Source organism: Alkaliflexus imshenetskii DSM 15055, assembly GCF_000517065.1.
In the GTDB taxonomy this organism is placed as follows: domain Bacteria; phylum Bacteroidota; class Bacteroidia; order Bacteroidales; family Marinilabiliaceae; genus Alkaliflexus; species Alkaliflexus imshenetskii.
In genome coordinates this window covers 1,300,857-1,319,522 of the sequence record NZ_KI912105.1, presented here as the reverse complement: position 1 = coordinate 1,319,522, position 18,666 = coordinate 1,300,857, and the positions used below count along the sequence as shown (strand labels likewise).

The 18,666-nt window shown below is 43.0% G+C and carries 13 protein-coding genes and 2 tRNA genes; 5 read left to right on the top strand and 10 right to left on the bottom strand.

Features of this window, described 5'->3' with window-relative positions; genetic code table 11:
- Positions 1 to 74: 74 nt before the first annotated feature.
- Both ALKIM_RS0105375 and gltB read right to left on the bottom strand, forming a co-directional pair.
- A complete protein-coding gene (locus tag ALKIM_RS0105375; protein ID WP_026473737.1) occupies positions 75 to 1,493 on the bottom strand; it encodes a glutamate synthase subunit beta in 1,419 nt (472 codons plus the stop codon).
- A gap of 87 nt (positions 1,494 to 1,580) precedes the next feature.
- A complete protein-coding gene (gene gltB / locus ALKIM_RS0105370) occupies positions 1,581 to 6,098 on the bottom strand; it encodes a glutamate synthase large subunit (protein ID WP_026473736.1) in 4,518 nt (1,505 codons plus the stop codon).
- 483 nt (positions 6,099 to 6,581) lie between these two features.
- On the opposite strand from gltB, the gene asnB reads away from it, so the two are divergent.
- Entirely contained in the window at positions 6,582 to 8,168 is a 1,587-nt protein-coding gene (gene asnB / locus ALKIM_RS0105365) for an asparagine synthase B (protein ID WP_026473735.1), read from the top strand.
- Positions 8,169 to 8,332: 164 nt separating this feature from the next.
- On the opposite strand, the gene ALKIM_RS0105360 is transcribed toward asnB, so the two are convergent.
- The 7 genes from ALKIM_RS0105360 to ALKIM_RS0105330 all read right to left on the bottom strand — a co-directional run bounded on the left by ALKIM_RS0105360 (position 8,333) and on the right by ALKIM_RS0105330 (position 14,059).
- Positions 8,333 to 9,694, bottom strand: coding sequence for a dipeptidase (locus ALKIM_RS0105360; RefSeq protein WP_026473734.1), 1,362 nt, complete (start codon positions 9,692 to 9,694; stop codon positions 8,333 to 8,335).
- 375 nt (positions 9,695 to 10,069) lie between these two features.
- Positions 10,070 to 10,441, bottom strand: coding sequence for a hypothetical protein (locus ALKIM_RS0105355; protein WP_026473733.1), 372 nt, complete (start codon positions 10,439 to 10,441; stop codon positions 10,070 to 10,072).
- 114 nt (positions 10,442 to 10,555) lie between these two features.
- Complete coding sequence (locus ALKIM_RS0105350; protein WP_026473732.1) at positions 10,556 to 11,266, bottom strand: YebC/PmpR family DNA-binding transcriptional regulator; 711 nt, start codon at positions 11,264 to 11,266, stop codon at positions 10,556 to 10,558.
- A 92-nt stretch (positions 11,267 to 11,358) separates the two neighbouring features.
- Positions 11,359 to 11,946, bottom strand: coding sequence for a DUF3109 family protein (locus tag ALKIM_RS0105345; RefSeq protein WP_026473731.1), 588 nt, complete (start codon positions 11,944 to 11,946; stop codon positions 11,359 to 11,361).
- 69 nt (positions 11,947 to 12,015) lie between these two features.
- Entirely contained in the window at positions 12,016 to 13,542 is a 1,527-nt protein-coding gene (gpmI, locus tag ALKIM_RS0105340; RefSeq protein ID WP_026473730.1) for a 2,3-bisphosphoglycerate-independent phosphoglycerate mutase, read from the bottom strand.
- A gap of 235 nt (positions 13,543 to 13,777) precedes the next feature.
- Positions 13,778 to 13,850: transfer RNA gene (locus tag ALKIM_RS0105335), tRNA-Phe, on the bottom strand.
- A gap of 136 nt (positions 13,851 to 13,986) precedes the next feature.
- Positions 13,987 to 14,059 (bottom strand) — tRNA-Phe (locus tag ALKIM_RS0105330).
- Positions 14,060 to 14,370: 311 nt separating this feature from the next.
- On the opposite strand from ALKIM_RS0105330, the gene ALKIM_RS0105320 reads away from it, so the two are divergent.
- The 3 genes from ALKIM_RS0105320 to ALKIM_RS0105310 all read left to right on the top strand — a co-directional run bounded on the left by ALKIM_RS0105320 (position 14,371) and on the right by ALKIM_RS0105310 (position 16,850).
- Positions 14,371 to 15,597, top strand: a complete 1,227-nt coding sequence (locus tag ALKIM_RS0105320) for a M16 family metallopeptidase (protein WP_026473729.1) — start codon at positions 14,371 to 14,373, stop codon at positions 15,595 to 15,597.
- A 55-nt stretch (positions 15,598 to 15,652) separates the two neighbouring features.
- Positions 15,653 to 16,285, top strand: a complete 633-nt coding sequence (locus ALKIM_RS0105315) for an O-methyltransferase (protein ID WP_026473728.1) — start codon at positions 15,653 to 15,655, stop codon at positions 16,283 to 16,285.
- A gap of 64 nt (positions 16,286 to 16,349) precedes the next feature.
- Entirely contained in the window at positions 16,350 to 16,850 is a 501-nt protein-coding gene (locus ALKIM_RS0105310; RefSeq protein WP_026473727.1) for a flavodoxin, read from the top strand.
- A 1-nt stretch (position 16,851) separates the two neighbouring features.
- Here ALKIM_RS0105310 and ALKIM_RS0105305 read toward each other — a convergent pair whose 3' ends face one another.
- Entirely contained in the window at positions 16,852 to 17,124 is a 273-nt protein-coding gene (locus ALKIM_RS0105305; protein ID WP_026473726.1) for a hypothetical protein, read from the bottom strand.
- Positions 17,125 to 17,392: 268 nt separating this feature from the next.
- Here ALKIM_RS0105305 and ALKIM_RS0105300 point away from each other — a divergent pair, with 268 nt between their 5' ends.
- Positions 17,393 to 18,661 (top strand): hypothetical protein, encoded by a 1,269-nt coding sequence (locus tag ALKIM_RS0105300; RefSeq protein WP_157363795.1) that lies wholly within the window; start codon positions 17,393 to 17,395, stop codon positions 18,659 to 18,661.
- Positions 18,662 to 18,666: the final 5 nt, after the last annotated feature.

The following is an 18,666-nucleotide window of genomic DNA, read 5'->3' as shown; positions in this document are numbered from 1 at the left end:
TTATTTGAGATGTTGTGTTTTTTTAATTTCGGATGGTTTGTTTGCGACCATTTTTAAAAGTTGGGCTGTTTTTTTTATTTACCCATCAAGAAATTGTGAACTTTTTCTGCAGCCCCCCGTCCTTTTGAAATGGCTGTAACCACAAGGCTGGCACCATTAGCTGCATCACCAGCTGCAAACACCCCTTTTTTACTTGTTGCAAATGAATCGTCAACTTTAATGTTGCCACGACTATCCAGTTCCAAACCCAGCTCCTGAATAACGCCTTCGTGAACAGGATGCACAAAGCCCATTGATAGGAATACCAAATCTGCTTCTAACACTCTGGTGGTTCCTTCAATTTCTTTCATGTTCCATTTTCCGTTTTCGTTTGTCCATTCAACTTCCGCTACTTCAACTCCCTTCAAAACACCATTCTCTCCAATGAAACGGCGCGTAGACATACTCCACATTCTTTCGCACCCTTCATCGTGTGATGATGAGGTTTTTAAAACGTTTGGCCAGTATGGCCATGGATTACCTTTGGCACGTTTGGCCGGTGGCTTAGGAAGTATTTCAATCTGGGTTACGGATGCTGCTTTTTGACGATTGGCGGTACCAACGCAATCACTACCGGTATCACCTCCACCAATAACAAGAACTTTTTGTCCTTTGGCATCGATACGCTGTCCGTTGTAACTAACGCCACGATTGATTTTATTCTGCTGCGTAAGGTATTCCATCGCAAAATAGATACCACTCATCTCGCGGCCTTCGGAGGCTAAGTCTCTTGGTTTCATTGCGCCGATGGCCAGAATCACTGCGTCAAATTGTTTCAGAATATCTTTGCCGGAAATGTTTTCGCCAACCATTACATTGGTTTTAAATTCAATGCCTTCGGTTTCGAAAATCTGGACGCGGCGGTCGATCACTTTTTTGTTGAGTTTAAAGTCCGGTATGCCATATCGTAACAATCCACCCACTGCATCATCGCGCTCAAATACAGTAACTGAATGTCCGGCCTGGTTTAACAAGTCAGCAGCTGATAAGCCCGCAGGACCTGAACCAATGATGGCCACTTTTTTGCCGGTACGTTTTTTTGGTATTCTGGGCTTTATAAGCCCCAGTTCAAAAGCTTTTTCAACCGTAGATGCTTCGTTCTCACGAATGGTGACCGACTCTTCGTGAATTGCCAGCACACACGATTTTTCGCAAGGAGCCGGGCATACGCGTCCGGTAAATTCCGGAAAACTATTGGTAGAGTGTAGTATTTTACTGGCTAGGGCATAGTCTCCTTTGTAAAGCGCATCCTGCCATTCGGGTATTTTGCTGCTCACCGGGCATGCCCAATGACAAAAAGGGATGCCACAATCCATACATCTGGATGCCTGTAGCCGGCGATCGTCATCGTTCAAAACTTGCTCTACTTCGCCGTAATCGTCAACTCTCTCGTTTACTGGTCGGTTGCCTGCTTCTTTGCGCGCAACCTCCATAAAGCCTTTAGGATTTCCCATGTTTGATATCTTTTTAAGGACAGTGCCGGTGGTGTTTTGAAGGATTCACCTGACCGGCTCTGATCCGGATGTCATTAAAATTGATTTTTACTCTCTGATGTAAGGTGCATCTTCTGTTTCAGCAAGCTTTTGTTCCAACTCCATCAGTTTTTGTTGTTGCAGAACTTTTTTGTACTCAAAAGGAATAACCTTAATGAATTTGGGTAGATAGAAGTCCCAGTTTACAAGTATTTCTCTGGCTTTGGCACTGTTGGTGTGAAGCAGATGTTTGCTTAACATGTGCTGTAGCTCCTGTATATCATCGTAATCGTGAACGGGATTTAAATCAACCAATCCTTTGTTACAGAAGTAGTCAAATCTGCCTGATTCGTCGAGCACATAGGCGATACCTCCGCTCATACCTGCGGCAAAGTTTCTTCCGGTTGAGCCTATTACTACAACGCGTCCACCTGTCATGTATTCGCAGCAGTGGTCGCCAACGCCTTCAACAACCGCGTAGGCACCAGAGTTTCGCACGGCAAAACGTTCGCCTGCAACACCATGAACATAAAGATATCCACTGGTGGCGCCATAAAGCACTGTATTGCCTATGATGATATTGCTTTCTGGTTTAAAAGTGGAGCCTTTGGGAGGGACAACTACAATTTTTCCACCCGACAATCCTTTGCCAAGGTAGTCGTTGGAGTCACCTTCGAGCCTCAATGTCACCCCTTTCACCAGAAACGCCCCAAAACTTTGTCCTGCCGACCCTGTAAAGGTGCAGTTGATGGTATCTTTTGGCAGACCTTCTTCCCCATATACTTTGGAAACTTCTCCTGAAAGCATTGCACCCACGGTACGGTCGGTGTTTGCTATTGGATGGGCCATCCAAACTTTTGTTTTGTTTTGAATTGCCGGTCGGGCCTGACGAATGAGTTCGTGATCCAAAACCTGATCAACCTTGTGCTTCTGAACAGTGGTGTGGCGTATCGGAAACTTTCTACCCTCTTTTGGAAAATAGGTAAGTGATGAGAGGTCTAGTCCTTTGGTTTTCCAATGGCCTACTTCGGTGTTTGTCTCCAGCAGGTCGGCACGTCCAATGATTTCGTCCAGTGATTTAACACCCAATGAGGCCAGATGCTCACGTACTTCTGTTGCTATGAAGGTGAAGAAGTTAATCAGGTTTTTATATTTGCCAATGAAGCGCTTGCGTAACTCTTCATCCTGTGTGGCTATCCCGGCCGGACAGGTGTTAAGGTGGCACTTACGCATCATTATACATCCCAAAACCACCAGGCTTGAGGTAGCAAAACCAAACTCTTCGGCACCCATGAGTGCCATTTTAATTACATCCAGCCCTGTTTTTAGCTGACCGTCGGTTTGAAGTTTAACTCTTCCGCGGAGGTTGTTAAGCACGAGGGTTTGTTGCACTTCGGCTAGTCCAAGTTCCACTGGAAGCCCGGCATGTTTAATTGAGCTAATGGGGCTGGCGCCTGTGCCTCCTTCAGTTCCGCTAATAACGATGAGGTCGGCATGTGCCTTTGCCACTCCGGCAGCTACTGTGCCCACGCCGCTCTCCGATACCAGTTTGACACTGATTTTAGCGGTGGGATTTGTACATTTAAGGTCGAAGATGAGTTGAGCCAAATCCTCAATGGAGTAAATGTCGTGGTGGGGCGGGGGAGAGATTAGCGTGATACCTGGTGTGGAGTTTCTCAAATGTGCAATTACTTTGTCCACTTTGTACCCTGGCAGCTGACCTCCTTCACCTGGTTTTGCGCCTTGTGCTATTTTAATCTGCAACTCGTCGGCATTTACCAGATAGTTGTTGGTGACGCCAAAGCGTCCGCTGGCAACTTGTTTGATGGCGCTGCGGGCGTTTGACTTAAACCGGCTTGCATCTTCGCCACCTTCGCCTGTGTTGCTGCGTCCGCCGATGCTGTTCATCGCCAGAGCCAACGCTTCGTGTGCCTCTTTCGAAATCGATCCGTATGACATGGCTCCTGTAACGAATCTTTTCATGATGGCTTCAACAGGCTCTACTTCGTTCACATCAATGGCTTTTCCAAATCTTACTTTCAAAAAGCCGCGCAGAAAGAGTGGCGTTTTATTGTCATTGTCAACCCGTTGGGCATACTCTTTATATTTTGAGTAGTCGTTTTCGGCAGTTGCCCATTGTAGCAAGCCAATGGTTTCGGGATTCCATCCGTGTTTTTCTCCATTTTTGCGGAAAGCATAGGCACCAAAGTTTTCAAATGGTCCCTCTTCCTGCATCTCATCGAAGGCTGCCTCATGAAATATGGCCGCTTCACGGGCAATTTCGTCAAAGCCAACCCCGCCAATGCGCGATGATGTACCGGTAAAGTAGAGGTCGATCACTTCACGTGAAATACCTACCGCTTCGAACATTTGGGCACCATGATAGCTGCGCAGGGTGGATATGCCCATTTTGGACATTATTTTCAGAAGCCCTTTGTTAACCGATTTGATATAGTTCTCCCGTGCCTCATCGTATGAGAGCTTGATTTTTCCTTGTTGCACCATTTCGTCGATGGTGGCAAAGCAAAGGTATGGGTTTATCACACTTGCACCATAGCCCAACAAAAGTGCAAAATGCATCACTTCTCGTGCTTCACCGGTTTCAATGATGAGGCCAATCTGCATCCGTTTTTTAGTTTTCACCAAATGGTGGTGTACAGCCGAAGTGGCAAGCAGTGATGGCACCGGAGCTTCGTCGGGCGATATGTTCCGATCGCTTAAAATCACATAGTTGATGTTGTCGTCAACAGCTTTTTCTGCGGCTTTGCAAATCTTTTCCAGAGCTGTTCTCAGCCCTTTGCCACCCTCTTTGGTTTTAAAGGTAATTGGGATGGTTACATGGGTAAACTCTTCACGACGATAATCCTTTATTTTGCCCAAATCGGTATTGTTGACTACTGGTGAAGTGAATTTGATTGATCTGCATTGGGCAGGCGTTTCTATCAACAGATTTTTTGAAACTGAGCCGATGTAGCTGGTTAAGGCCATAACCAAACCTTCCCTTATTGGGTCGATGGGAGGATTGGTTACCTGGGCAAACAATTGGCGGAAGTAAGAGAAGAGGCGCTGTGGTTTCTCAGAGAGTGCAGCCATAGGCGTATCGTTACCCATTGAGCCAACAGGCTCGTTGGCACTGGTGGCCATAGGGAAAATGATTTGTTCCAGATCCTCTTTGTTGTAACCAAAAGCTTTTAGGTATGAGTTGAGCTTTTCGCCAATTGATGATGGCACACGTTTTTTTACTTCGATGTCGTCCATGCTGATTCGGTTCTCCTTCAGCCAGTTTTCGTATGGATGGAGGCGCGACAACTGAGATTTTATCTCTTCATCGGGAATGATGATACCAAGTTGTGTGTCAACAAGCAGCAGTTTGCCGGGGCGCAAACGGCCTTTCATCACGATTTCTTCGGCAGGGAAAGTCTGCACCCCAACCTCGGATCCCATTACAATCATGTCATTTTTGGTGATGACAAATCTGGATGGACGCAGACCATTACGGTCAAGCGTTCCTCCAATGTAGCGACCATCAGAAAAAACAATTGAAGCAGGGCCGTCCCATGGTTCCATTATGGTACTATGATATTCGTAGTAGGCCTTAAGGCTTTGGGGTATAGGGTTTTTATCGTTCCATGATTCCGGGATAAGCATGGTTAGTGCATGCGGAAGGGTGCGTCCGGTCAGGAATAGAAATTCCAGCACATTGTCGAGCGAAGCAGAGTCGCTTTTGTTTGGCTCAATTACGGGGAACAGTTTTTTCAGGTCATCGCCAAACAAATCAGATTCCAGAAGCCCTTCGCGCGCTTCCATCCACAGGCGGTTTCCTTTGATTGTGTTGATTTCGCCGTTGTGTGCCATTAGCCTGAACGGCTGAGCCAAATCCCAGGTGGGAAATGTGTTTGTGCTGAATCTTGAGTGAACAAGCGCAATGGCACTTGATATAGCCGGATGTTTCAGGTCAAGAAAGTACTCGCCCAGTTGTTCCGGCGTGAGCATGCCTTTATAAATAAATACTTTGCTCGAGAGACTTACAATATAGAAATGTTCCTTTTGTTTTAATGCAGATGTTCTAATGGCATTCTCAGTGACTTTGCGCGCTATAAATAGTTTGCGCTCCAGTACATCCTGCTCATAGTTTCCCTGCACAAATACCTGTCTGATGACCGGCTCATTGCTCTTTGCAATTTCCCCCAGTACTTTATTGTTAACAGGTACATCACGATATCCAATCAGGTCAAGACCTTCCGAAGCGAGTTGGTTATTGAGTTCGGTCACACAGGCAATACTTTCCTTCTCATTTCGTGGCAAAAAAACCAATCCCGATGCATATTTTCCGGGAGCAGGAAGGTTAAAGCCGAAGGAGGAAAAGAGATCATGGGGCACCTGCATTAGAATGCCGGCACCGTCACCCGATTTGTTGTCGGAGCTTTCTGCTCCCCTGTGCGTCATGTTAACCAGGACTTCGAGGCCCCGGCGTACAATTTCATTGGATTTTACGCCTTTTATATTGGCCACAAATCCTATCCCGCAATTCTCGTGCTCATTGGCCGGGTCGTATAAGCCCTGCGCTTTTGGAAGACGTTGTCGCATGTTAATTCCTGGTTTTAATTATATCTCAAATTGTTCTGTCTGATGATGTGACTGGGCTCGGAGCCCGAAGAGCGCAAACGGAGCTGTTGGGCTTCCGTCAGAAGGTTGCTTGTTGTTGTTTCATGTTAGAGAACGTTACAAAAATACGCATTAAATTTATAAAGTGAAATATTAATGATGATAAAAATCACAAAAGGTAAACTATTTTACATTTTTTATAACGAAACGGATTTTTATCGGGCGTTTTTGTGATGTTTTGTTATTCGGTTGTCAGCAAGGAGGCAAACGTTTTTGAATCCTCTGGTTTTATTGTAAATATAAGCAATGTTAATTGATAGTTTTTCTAATGCAAAAGTATTAAAATGACACATTAAATAAAAATATTGCAATATTTTGTCGCAAAAGTTTGCAATTTAATTACGAATCCATACATTTGTATCAGTTTTTATTTCAAATCATCATAAATATTTAAAAATAGATACCATGTGTGGATTTGCAGTTTATACAGGCGATGACAAGAAGCTGAAGCTTGAGGTGGCCCACGAATTTGGGAAAATCCAGTACAGGGGACCTGATAATACCGTAATTAAGGATTTTGGGTCTGAAGGTTGGATGGGTTTCCATCGGCTAAAAATTATGGATTTGTCTGATGCCGGCAATCAGCCGCTTACTTATAATAATATCCACCTGGTATGTAATGGAGAGATTTATAACTTCCGTCAATTGCGTAAGGAGTATGAATCATCTTTCCCTTTTCAGTCTGAAAGCGATTGTGAAGTTCTGTTACCTCTTTTTCTCGAAAAAGGCATTAAGGGCATGGCAGAGGCAGTGGATGCCGAGTATGTGTGTGTAATTTACGATCAGATTGAAAAGAAATATTACGCGGCCCGCGATCCAATCGGTATTCGTCCGTTGTTTTATGGTTATGATGCTTATGGAAAAATTTGCTTTGCAAGCGAAATGAAAAGTCTGCATGCTGTTTGTACGGATGTGTATCCTTTTCCTCCAGGACATGTGTACGATGGTGAGACATTTGTCTGTTATTCCGATTTATCGGATGTGAAGACGTATCATAATGATGAGCAGGAGGAGATTTTTGCCCGGATTAACGATCTGTTTACCAAGGCGGTTGAGAAACGGATGGATGCCGATGCGCCGGTAGGCTTTTTATGCAGTGGCGGTCTCGATTCAAGTCTTGTCTGCGCCATTGCCGCACGGCTAACTGATAAGCCCATAAAGACCTTTGCTGTGGGCATTGAAGATGGTCCCATTGACACAAAATATGCCCGGATAGTGGCCGATTACTTAAAAAGCGATCATACAGAGGTCTTGTTTACACGTCAGCAAATTTTTGACTCGTTAAGTACGCTGATTTACAATATTGAAACCTGGGACATCACCACTATCCGGGCATCTGTGGGTATGTATCTGCTGTGTAAATATATTACTGAAAACACCGATGTGAAGGTGCTGCTAACTGGTGAAATCAGTGACGAGATATTTGGATACAAATACACTGATTTTGCGCCTACTCCGGATGCTTTTCAGAGTGAGGCACAAAAAAGGTTACGTGAGCTTTATATGTACGATGTGCTTAGGGCAGACCGGTGCATTTCATCAAACGGACTGGAAGCAAGGGTGCCCTTTGGCGACATCGACTTTGTAAAGTATGTAATGGCCATCTCACCCGAGAAAAAAATGAACTTTACTGGCATCGGCAAATATCTGTTGCGTAAGGCTTATGAGGGAGATTATCTGCCGCATGATATTTTGTACCGAGAGAAGGCTGCTTTTTCTGATGCTGTTGGACACAGTGTGGTGGATTATTTGAAGGCTTATGCCGAAGATCTTTACTCTGATGCCGATTTTGCCAAAGCCGCAGAGAAGTATCCTTTTGCTACGCCCATTTCTAAGGAGTCACTCATGTATCGCGATATTTTTGAGCGCCATTTTCCGGGAAGAGCCTCATTGATTAAGGACTTCTGGATGCCAAACAAAGAGTGGGAACATTGTAATGTGAATGACCCAAGTGCGCGTGTGCTGCCCAACTATGGAAAGAGTGGTGAATAAAGTGTTAATATTCTTGTTCAAGTATAATCGTTTTCTAAACCAACCTGCCTGACTCTAAACCCATTGCTTTTCTAAACCTGGTTTTTCCTAAACCTGAGAAATCCGGACAAAGAGCCTACCTGGTGCTCTTTTCCGGATTTTTCTATTTCTCCTGATGAAGTTTCTTATTCTGTGTAATAGTTATAGAACCAGGTAATGGTCTCGATGCCATTAAAAAATTGTTGCAACGGATAATTCTCGTTGGGACTGTGTATGGCATCTGACTCCAACCCAAATCCCATTAATATGGATTTAAGTCCAAGTATCTCTTCAAAAGCCGAGATGATTGGAATACTTCCGCCACTGCGCACCGGAACGGGCACTTTTCCATACACCTTTTCATAAGCTCTCTCTGCCGCCTGGTATGCAGGTATATCAATAGGACACACATATCCCTGTCCACCATGCAAAGTAGTAACTTTTACTTTGACAGAGTTGGGTGCAATGCGCTCGAAATGTTCTTTAAATAGAATGGCTATTTTTTCATGATCCTGATTGGGAACCAATCGGGTAGATATTTTTGCGTAGGCTTTTGATGGCAGCACCGTTTTTGCGCCTTCGCCAGTGTATCCGCCCCAAATGCCACATACATCAAATGAAGGACGAATGCCAGTACGCTCATTGGTTGAGTAGCCTTTTTCTCCGCTTAGTTCAGCTACGTCAATGGCTTTCTTATAGTCTGTTTCGTTAAATGGCGCTTTGGCCATCATGGCACGTTCTTCTGCGCTCACTTCAATCACATCACTGTAGAACCCAGGAATGGTTATTTGTCCGTTTTCATCCGTCATTTGTGCTATCAGTTTTGCCAAAACATTAATTGGATTGGCTACCGCACCTCCAAATAAACCGGAGTGCAAATCACGATTTGGTCCGGTAATTTCCACTTCCCAATATGCCAATCCTCTAAGTCCGGTGGTAATCGATGGGATATCAGGTGCAATCATGCCGGTATCTGACACCAATATCACATCTGCTTTTAACAGATCTTTATTGGCTTCGCAAAAGGCCGGAAGACTTGGAGAGCCAATCTCTTCTTCACCTTCCATCAGAAACTTAACGTTGCATTTAAGCAGGTTGTGTTTAACCAGATATTCAAACGCTTTTGCGTGCATAAATGCCTGTCCCTTGTTGTCATCTGCGCCACGCGCATAAATTTTATCATCTTTAATAACTGGCTCAAAAGGGTCGGTATGCCAAAGATTTAAAGGGTCAACAGGCATCACGTCCATGTGTCCGTAAACCAGAACGGTTGGCAGCGACGGGTCGATGATTTTTTCGCCATAGGTAAGTGGATGGCCGGCTGTTTCCATTACTTCAGCGCGATCAGCACCGGCTGCAAGTAGTATCTTTTTCCATTGCTCAGCAGCTTGCCGCATATCATCCTTATGTTTGCTTTGAGAGCTAACCGAAGGAATGCGGATTAGCTCAAAAAGTTCATCTAGAAAACGTTGCCTGTTATCGGCAATGTATTGTTTCAGATTTTGCATAACTATCTGTTTTATGATTATTTGTATGTATTTTATGCATTACACAGTAATTCAATGCTTCACGCAGAATCTCTTTGTAATTTGTGAAATCAAACCTTTAAATATAAAGCAATCCCTTATAATGTGAAATGATTTAAACCATGTGATATAATGCGATTGCATTCTGAGAGATGTTTGGGACTGAAGCGTGGCTTATTGATTCAAGCATTCAAGGCTAGCCAAAGGTTCTGGTAAGGTGGTTGGCAATTAGAGTGATGGGTTTGTTGAGAAAGATTTTATCAGGAATGAAAAAACATCCTTAATTTGATGATAGTGACATGTTAATAGTAGCTAGTTGTCTGATTTAAACAATTTTATTGCTTGGATATTTCCATGTTATTCGCAGCTGTAGATGCAGGTTCTACAAGTAGCAATGCGTACGCAGTTGTTCTTTTTGAGTTCTTCGGCCAGACAGGATATTATATCATCATTTTCAGATGTGTCCTGGCAAAGAGGGTTTTCTGTAAAAAGTATGAAAAACTCCTCCAATTGTTCGTTGGTGGGACGTGTGATGGTTGCCTGCACTTCGCCATCCTGGAGAGTAAGGGTCAGAATACTTGTAACCCCCATGTTAAGTATTACTTCAAAGCGCTGATAAGCTTCTCTTACTTGATCTTCAACAGGAGGTTTTGCCGGTTGGCATCCTGTAGAAGAGGCAAAGAGTATGAGTATGATAAAAAGAGAAAAATATGGTTTGATATTAAGCATCTTTAAAATTATGATTAGATATGTGCAATTTAGTCAAAAACGTGCTGCGTATCAAACCCAGACTAAAAAAAATGCCTCTTTTTCAAGAGGCATTGCATTATTATTGCGATAACATCAGGCCATGTTATGAAAAACGTTGGTTACATCTTCGTCATCTTCAAATTTGGCCAGTAGTTTTTCGATTTCAGCCATCTGCTCCTCGTTGAGTGTTTTTGTGTCGTGAGGAATGCGCTCAAACTCGGCGTTCAAAATCTCAAAGCCATTTTCTTCCAGATATTTCTGAACAGGGCCAAAAGCTTCAAATTCTCCATAAACCATCATGGTTTCCTCCTCTATGAAGACTTCCTGTACACCAAAATCAATCAGTTCAAGTTCGAGCTCTTCGGCATCAATGCCATCTTTCATTTTTACTTTGAAACTACATTTGTGATCGAACATGTAATCCACACTGCCAGATGTGCCAAGCGAGCCTCCATATTTGTTAAAATAGCTGCGAACGTTTGCTACGGTGCGGGTGGTGTTGTCGGTTGCTGTTTCAACAATAACAGCAATACCAAAAGGGCCATAACCTTCATATACTACCTCCTTGTAGTCTTCCTGATCCTTTGATGTTGCTTTTTTTATTGCTCTTTCAACATTCTCCTTAGGCATATTGGCCGCTTTCGCGTTTTGCATCAATACCCTTAGGCGAGGGTTGGCAATCGGATCGGGGCCACTGCTCTTTACTGCGATTGCTATTTCTCGGCCAATTTTTGTAAATACTTTGGCCATGTTGCCCCAACGTTTTAGTTTTCGGGCTTTTCTATATTCAAATGCGCGTCCCATTGTATTGTTCAGTTAAATTTTCGGGCTACTAATTTAGTTATTAGTCGTGAGTCAGACTATTGCCTGTCTAAAAATTTTACCAGATAAGTTCTTCAGTCTTCACTCTGTGGGTTTTCGCGAAGCAGTTTGTCGGCTTCTTCCATCTCAGTATAAAAATCTTCGCCATACTTACGGATGATGGCCTTTTTGAGAAAGCGGAACATTGGAACCGCTTCTTGTTTACCAAGCACTCTGGCGGCTTCACATATTGGCCAGTGGTGATAATTTAGTGCATCAAAGTCTGTGTATTTGGTTATTCGGATGGGGTACAGATGGCACGAAACCGGTTTTGGGAAGGAGATCAACCCTTCGTTGTAGGCTTTTTCGATGGTGCATTTGCAAACACCCTTTTCATCAAAATAGGTGTAAACGCACTCCCTGCCATTGATGATTGGTGTTACCTTATCGCCATCCACATCTATTTCCCAAGACCCCTTTTCCTCAATAACCTCAAGAGCTGGTTTGGATAACATTGGTTTTAGGATGGGCAATATCTCTTCCAGAATTTGTGTCTCTTCAGCTTCGAGTGGAGCTCCCGATTCGCCTTCTACGCAACATGCACCCAAACACTTTGGCAGGTCGCATATAAAATGCCGCTCAAACAGGTCGAGGCTTATAAGTTTATTGTCTATTTGTATCATCGATGTATCAAAAAAAAAATGCAGCAACCCCGTGAGGAATTGCTGCACAAAGAAACATATTTTTGTGGATTACTCCAACGTAATGAGACTTTTGCCAGTCATTTCTTCCGGTTTTCCGAGTCCCATAATGGTGAGCACAGATGGTGCCACATCGGCCAGAATACCGTCAGCAACCTTACCTTTGCGCTCTGTTACCCAGATGAATGGCACAGGGTTGAGCGAGTGGGCTGTGTTTGGCGATCCGTCGGGGTTCATGGCATTGTCGGCATTGCCATGGTCGGCAATGATGATTGCCTCGTAACCATTGGCTTTTGCCGTTTCAATGGTCTCTTTCAGGCATGTGTCAACGGCCTTCACTGCATTGAGTATGGCGTTATAATCACCGGTATGGCCAACCATATCGCCATTGGCATAGTTTACGGCAATAAAGTCAAATTTCTGCTTTTTCAGTTCTGCCACCAACGCGTCTTTTACCTCAAATGCACTCATCTCTGGTTTCAGATCATAAGTTGCCACTTTGGGTGAGTTGATAAGAATGCGCTCTTCGTTGGCAAAAACTGCTTCGCGACCGCCTGAGAAGAAAAAAGTAACGTGAGCGTACTTTTCAGTCTCAGCCATGCGCAGCTGGCTCAGATTTTTTGACGCGATGTACTCACCAAGGGTATTGGTTACGTTGTCTTTGTCAAATAATACGTGCATGCCTTGGTAGGTTGCATCGTATGGTGTCATGGTGCAATAGTATAGGGGCATGGTTTTCATACCATGTTCAGGCATGTCGCGCTGGGTAAGCACTTCTGTGATTTCGCGAGCGCGGTCGTTACGGAAATTGAAGAATACAATAACATCACCTTCCTGAATGTTTCCAACCGGTTTGCCGTCAGCATCTACATTTACAATGGGTTTGATGAATTCATCTGTAACGTTGTTGTCATACGACTCCTGAATGGCTGATATCAGGTCAGAGGTCGCTGTGCCTTTTCCATTAACCATCAAGTCGTAGGCTTCTTTAACGCGCTCCCAGCGCTTGTCGCGGTCCATGGCATAGTAACGTCCAATCACCGAAGCTACTTTTCCGTTGTTGTTTTTCATGTGGTTGAGCAGCTCGGTAAGGTAACCTTTGCCGCTTTTGGGATCCGTGTCGCGACCATCCATAAAAGCATGCACAAAAACCTTTTCAATGCCAGCTTCGGTAGCTACATCGGTAAGTTTGTAAAGGTGCTCCTGACTGCTGTGCACACCGCCTTTTGATACCAGACCAAGGAAATGTACCTGTTTGTTATTTTCTTTGGCGTAAGTTAATGCTTTAACCAGTTCTGGATTTTTTGCGATGGAGTTGTCACGTATGGCAAGGTTTATTTTCACCAAATCCTGATAAACCACACGTCCGGCACCAATGTTTAGGTGTCCTACCTCAGAGTTGCCCATTTGCCCATCGGGCAAACCAACGTTTTCGCCAGAAGCCTGTAGGCACGAATTTGGATATTTTGCCACGAGGCTGTCGAAATAGGGTGTTTCACCATGGAAAATCACATCCGATTTTGATTTGTCGCCGTAGCCCCATCCGTCGAGGATGACGAGTAATGTTTTTTGGCTCATGAGTTATAGTTATTATTTGATTTTTATTGAATAAACATCGCTTAGAAGGGATTGTTTCGGCCGTTGATTTTTGTTGTTGCAAACAGCTAATCACCTGATAAATATGTGCCGTGCAAAAATACCGAAAAATGCAGAAAATCAAAGGTTGAAATTGTTAATTCAATCTAAATAGATGCAGTGAGGCGAATATTGTTGTAGTGAAATAAAAAAAGCCGGTATAACCGGCTTTGGAGTGTGGTACCACCTGGAGTCGAACCAGGGACACACGGATTTTCAGTCCGTTGCTCTACCAACTGAGCTATGGTACCGATTGTTATTTTTACTATTTATGGTGTAAAAATAACGAAAAAAACCATTTCAATTAACCCTTAAAATTTTCCTGGCAATAATCTTAAATACTACCTTTAAATGTCAGTTGTAACCTTTCAAAAAAACAACTGATTGTGGTACCACCTGGAGTCGAACCAGGGACACACGGATTTTCAGTCCGTTGCTCTACCAACTGAGCTATGGTACCTTCTGCGAATTGCGGTGCAAATATACTGAAAGATTTGTTTCTTCAAAACCCAATGCGGATAATTATTCTTGTTTTTTTTGTGCTGTTTTTTGTTGGTGAGTTCATTTGTCAGGATTTCAGGTTGATAACAGCTTGCAATAAATCAATATTTTTTCAGGAAGGCTGATGTTTTAAGGGCAAGGCATCTGTAAATTGAGTTTTGGAATAGATAGAGTGCTTGTTGGTTAAAACAGGTTGCTGCCATCGCATTGGTTTTAACCTGCGATACTTTTACCGAATTATATTTGTAATTTTGCCGGAAATTTTTTTGAATGGTTTTGTTTACACATACTTTTCCAAACGGCATCAGGTTAATTCATTTTGCGGTAAACTCTCCGGTAGGGCATTGTGGGTTGCTTATTAATACGGGTTCGCGCGATGAAGCTGCTCATGAACATGGGATGGCTCATTTTATTGAGCATGTCATATTTAAGGGCACTAAAAAACGGAAGACATTTCACATTTTAAGCCGCATCGACGATGTGGGAGGGGAGCTTAATGCCTACACCACCAAAGAGGAGACTTGTATTTATGCCTCATTTTTAAAACAGGACTTTAACAGAGCCTTGGAATTGTTACACGACATAACCTTTAACTCTACTTTCCCCGCCAGAGAGTTAGAGAAGGAGAAGGAGGTGATAATAGATGAGATAAACTCCTATAAGGATAATCCATCTGATTTAATCCTCGACGACTTTGAGGAGCTGGTTTTCAAAGATGACCCTATGGGACGAAACATACTGGGAACTCCTGAAATGCTTGAGCGCTTTGGGCGTGCAGATATTGAGACTTTTATGGCAAATAACTATCATACCGATCAGATGGTTATTTGTTCTGTTGGGCAAATTGAGCCTTATCGTATAAAGGGTATTGTTGAGAAATATTTTGGAGGGGTTTTGGAAAACCGTCGCGCCGGCGTAAGGCCTGCCATAGTACCCTATCAGGCACGTAGGGAAGAGAAGATGATGGATACTTTTCAAAGTCACATTGTGGTAGGTAACGTGGCTTATGATTTGGACAGCCCGCAAAGATTGGGTTTGCTGCTTCTAAACAATATCCTGGGAGGTCCGGGAATGAACAGCCGCCTCAACATGGCATTGCGCGAAAAGAATGGTATTGCATATAATATTGAATCAATTTATACGCCCTATTCAGGCTCCGGCGTGTTCAGCATCTATTTTGGTACCGATGAGGAAAATTTGGATAGAAGTCTGAAAATTGTACATCGTGAACTAAAACAGTTGCGCGACAAGGAGTTGGGCAAATTGCAATTGCACAATGCCATGCGGCAACTTAAAGGCCAAATTACAATAGCGAATGAGAATCGCGAAAACCTGATGCTGTCGATTGGGAAAAGCTATATGCTGTATAATAGGGTCGATACTCTGGAGGAGATATACACGAAAATCGATGCCATTACTTCGGGAGATCTTCTTCAAATAGCAAATGAGATTTTTGATCCTGTAATGCTTTCCTATCTCATTTATCGTCAGAGTTGAAGATTTCTATTTTAACAGTATCAGATTTTCTGTGTGTCATTGATTATAAGCGTATATGGATTTGGATCTTGAGAAATACATACTTGAACACATCGATGCGGAGGAGGATGTGCTGCGTGAGCTCGATCGTTTTACCCACTTAAACGTGTTGCGGGCGCGTATGCTCTCCGGTCATTTGCAAGGCACCCTTCTTAAAATGTTATGCCGGATGATAAATCCTCAGGCAGTTCTTGAGATTGGTACTTTTACCGGCTATTCGGCTATTAGCATGGTCAGGGGTTTAAGCTCTCAGGCACATATTCATACCATCGAGGTAAATGATGAGCTTGAATCCGTAATCCGCAGATTCTTTCACAAAGCGGGTGTCAGCAATCAAATTACACTGCATATTGGTGATGCACTTGATGTGATTGATAAGCTAACCATGAATTTCGATTTGGTTTTTATGGATGGTGACAAGAGGCAGTATCCTGCTTATTACAATGCTGTTTTTCCTCGTTTGAATCAGGGTGGATACATTTTGGCCGACAATATTTTGTGGGGAGGTAAAGTATCACAGCCAAACATGCCCGATGATGAATATACGAAAGGAATAATGGATTTTAACGATATGGTGAAAGCCGATGCGCGTGTGGAGAAAGTAATTTTGCCAATACGCGATGGTTTAACGCTTATTCGTAAGAAGTAGTGGTTACTGTGCCATTGGTTTGAACCCAACGACTACCTTTTTGTTTAACTCTGAAAACAGAAGGATGACACGAACTACTGCAATTATATTTGGCTCTTCTCTAGGTAACACACGTTTTGTGGCCGAAAAATTACATAAACTTCTGACCGGTTCAGTATTGCTGCCGGTTCACGAAGCAACTCCCGAGCGCATTGGTCAGTTTTCAAATCTCATATTGGGCACATCAACCTGGGGTGTCGGGATGTTGCAGGATGAGTTTGAGACTTTTGTGGAGATGCTGGTTAAGCAGGATTTAAACGGAAAAACCATTGCCCTGTTTGGTTTGGGTGATCAACACAACTACCCCGATACTTTTTGTGACGGCATGGGAAAATTGTTTGATCTGCTGCAAGATAAGGGTGCACAATTTGTTGGCCATTGGCCGGCCGATGACTATGATTTTGCAACATCTCGTGCTGTACGTGATGAGATGTTTGTTGGACTGGCACTTGATGAGGACAATGAGCCGGATCTGACCGATTTCAGGTTGCGAAAATGGGTGGAATCAATCGAAGTTTCTTTATAAATCAGGGTTCTGCTACATGTCGAACAACCAGGTTGTCAAGTTCCTTCTTCTCAAACAGTGTGGGGTAATCTTCCAGAAACTGAGCCATAACGGTACGTAATACAGCTTCGCGCATGAAGCCGGTTTTGCTCTTTACTTTGTATTTTTTACAATACATTTCAATGGCTTCCAGCTCCTTATCGTTAAGGAGTATCACTGCTTTGTGTCTTCTCTTGTATGCTTCTGTGCGTAAGCTTGGCGGGAGAGTCTCTTTGGTTTTCGCCTTTTTTGCCATCAAAACGTTGTTTTAAAGCACCAAAAATAAACAAAATAGTTATATCGGACAATTGATTAGTTGGTGCGTATCTCTATCAATTCTAAACTTTTTTTGAAAATACAGATATCACGCAAAAGTGGCGTAAAAGTCTTCTTGTAGAACATTAGAATTCTTGATTTATTTTGCTTTGATATTGTTAATTATTGTTGAATATTAATTAATATTGTTGTGTGGTTTTGATTTAAAAACTTCTCATTGAAAAAGTTCTACCCTAATACCAATTTTTATGTCTTTGCCCCTGAATTGTTCTGGCCTGGAGCGATTGACTGTTTACATTCGGTCGCTATGCGTCTTCTCCTTTCTCCTGCTTGCTTCCACACTATTTTCTCAAAGTGATTTTCGAAGTGCGTATGTCATCACACTTGAATCTGATACAATATATGGTTATATAGATTTCCGAGGCGAAGTGCGTAATATGCGGGTTTGTGCTTTTAAAGCTTCACTTGATGGCGTTGTAAAGGAGTACTTCCCTGAAGAAATTACCGGATATCGTTTTGTGGATGATGGTAAATTTTTTATTTCGAAAGAGGTGCATACCGACTGGGTCAATGGGACTGTATTTGTTGAGTTTCTATTTAAAGGCATTGCCAATCTTTATTTCTATAGAAATCTTTTGCAAAGTGCGTATTTTATTGAGAAGGATGACGGCGAGTTGATCGAGCTTAATGAGGAAAACAGAGAGGTTAAGCAGGGCTCGCGTAGATTTAGACATCGAAACAGACGCTATATTGGACTCTTAAATTATACATTTCAGGAAAGTCCGGAGCTTCAAAACGATATTCGTAAAACAACGTTGTCTCACCGCTCATTGGTAAATGTTACCCGCAAATATCATGAAATAGTTTGCCCCGATGATGATTGCATCGTATTTGAAGCTAAAATTCCCACTTTTAAAGTACGGTTTGCCCCTTTTGTTGACATGTCGATGACATATCTTAAAATTTCCAAGTATCATAGTCTTGATGGATTTGATTTTGATCCGAGCATTAGACCAGGTATTGGATTGGGTTTAGAGATTGCCATGCCGCGTCTCAATGAAAAGCTTTCCGTATGCCTTAGCGGACAATATAAAGAAGATTATTTGTATGGAACCCGGGAAATTATTTCACCATATCACACCGAGAAGAACTTTGTGCATTTATACACTCAGAACATCTACAGTAAATTGGGGCTAAAGTACACCTATCCAACAGGCAGAGTCAGACCTGAGGTGATTGCCGGTTTTTACCATTATTATTTATTGAACAGAGACACTGAAGGATCCAAGGATTTTGTGTATCAGGGTGTAGTTACATCCAATTCTGTGGAGGTGGAATATTTTGGTATTAACCATGGAGGATTTTACATAGGAGCAGGGGTAACAGGTAAGTTGTTTTACAATATCGATGCATTTGCTAATGTCTATGGTCAGTATGGCAGAAACTTTTCTGTTGATAAAATCTTTACAAAGGTTGAAATGACAACTTTTGGCCTTTCTATTGGATTAAAACTGTAATCGTC

Bases quoted from the DNA above. Each gene is read 5' to 3' on its own strand.
- ALKIM_RS0105360 (WP_026473734.1), bottom strand. From the start codon at position 9,694: ATGCAAAATCTGAAACAATACATTGCCGATAACAGGCAACGTTTTCTA.
- gltB (WP_026473736.1), bottom strand. From the start codon at position 6,098: ATGCGACAACGTCTTCCAAAAGCGCAGGGCTTATACGACCCGGCCAAT.
- asnB (WP_026473735.1), top strand. From the start codon at position 6,582: ATGTGTGGATTTGCAGTTTATACAGGCGATGACAAGAAGCTGAAGCTT.
- ALKIM_RS0105350 (WP_026473732.1), bottom strand. From the start codon at position 11,266: ATGGGACGCGCATTTGAATATAGAAAAGCCCGAAAACTAAAACGTTGG.
- ALKIM_RS0105310 (WP_026473727.1), top strand. From the start codon at position 16,350: ATGACACGAACTACTGCAATTATATTTGGCTCTTCTCTAGGTAACACA.
- ALKIM_RS0105300 (WP_157363795.1), top strand. From the start codon at position 17,393: ATGTCTTTGCCCCTGAATTGTTCTGGCCTGGAGCGATTGACTGTTTAC.
- ALKIM_RS0105305 (WP_026473726.1), bottom strand. From the start codon at position 17,124: ATGGCAAAAAAGGCGAAAACCAAAGAGACTCTCCCGCCAAGCTTACGC.
- ALKIM_RS0105375 (WP_026473737.1), bottom strand. From the start codon at position 1,493: ATGGGAAATCCTAAAGGCTTTATGGAGGTTGCGCGCAAAGAAGCAGGC.
- ALKIM_RS0105355 (WP_026473733.1), bottom strand. From the start codon at position 10,441: ATGCTTAATATCAAACCATATTTTTCTCTTTTTATCATACTCATACTC.
- ALKIM_RS0105345 (WP_026473731.1), bottom strand. From the start codon at position 11,946: ATGATACAAATAGACAATAAACTTATAAGCCTCGACCTGTTTGAGCGG.
- gpmI (WP_026473730.1), bottom strand. From the start codon at position 13,542: ATGAGCCAAAAAACATTACTCGTCATCCTCGACGGATGGGGCTACGGC.
- ALKIM_RS0105320 (WP_026473729.1), top strand. From the start codon at position 14,371: ATGGTTTTGTTTACACATACTTTTCCAAACGGCATCAGGTTAATTCAT.
- ALKIM_RS0105315 (WP_026473728.1), top strand. From the start codon at position 15,653: ATGGATTTGGATCTTGAGAAATACATACTTGAACACATCGATGCGGAG.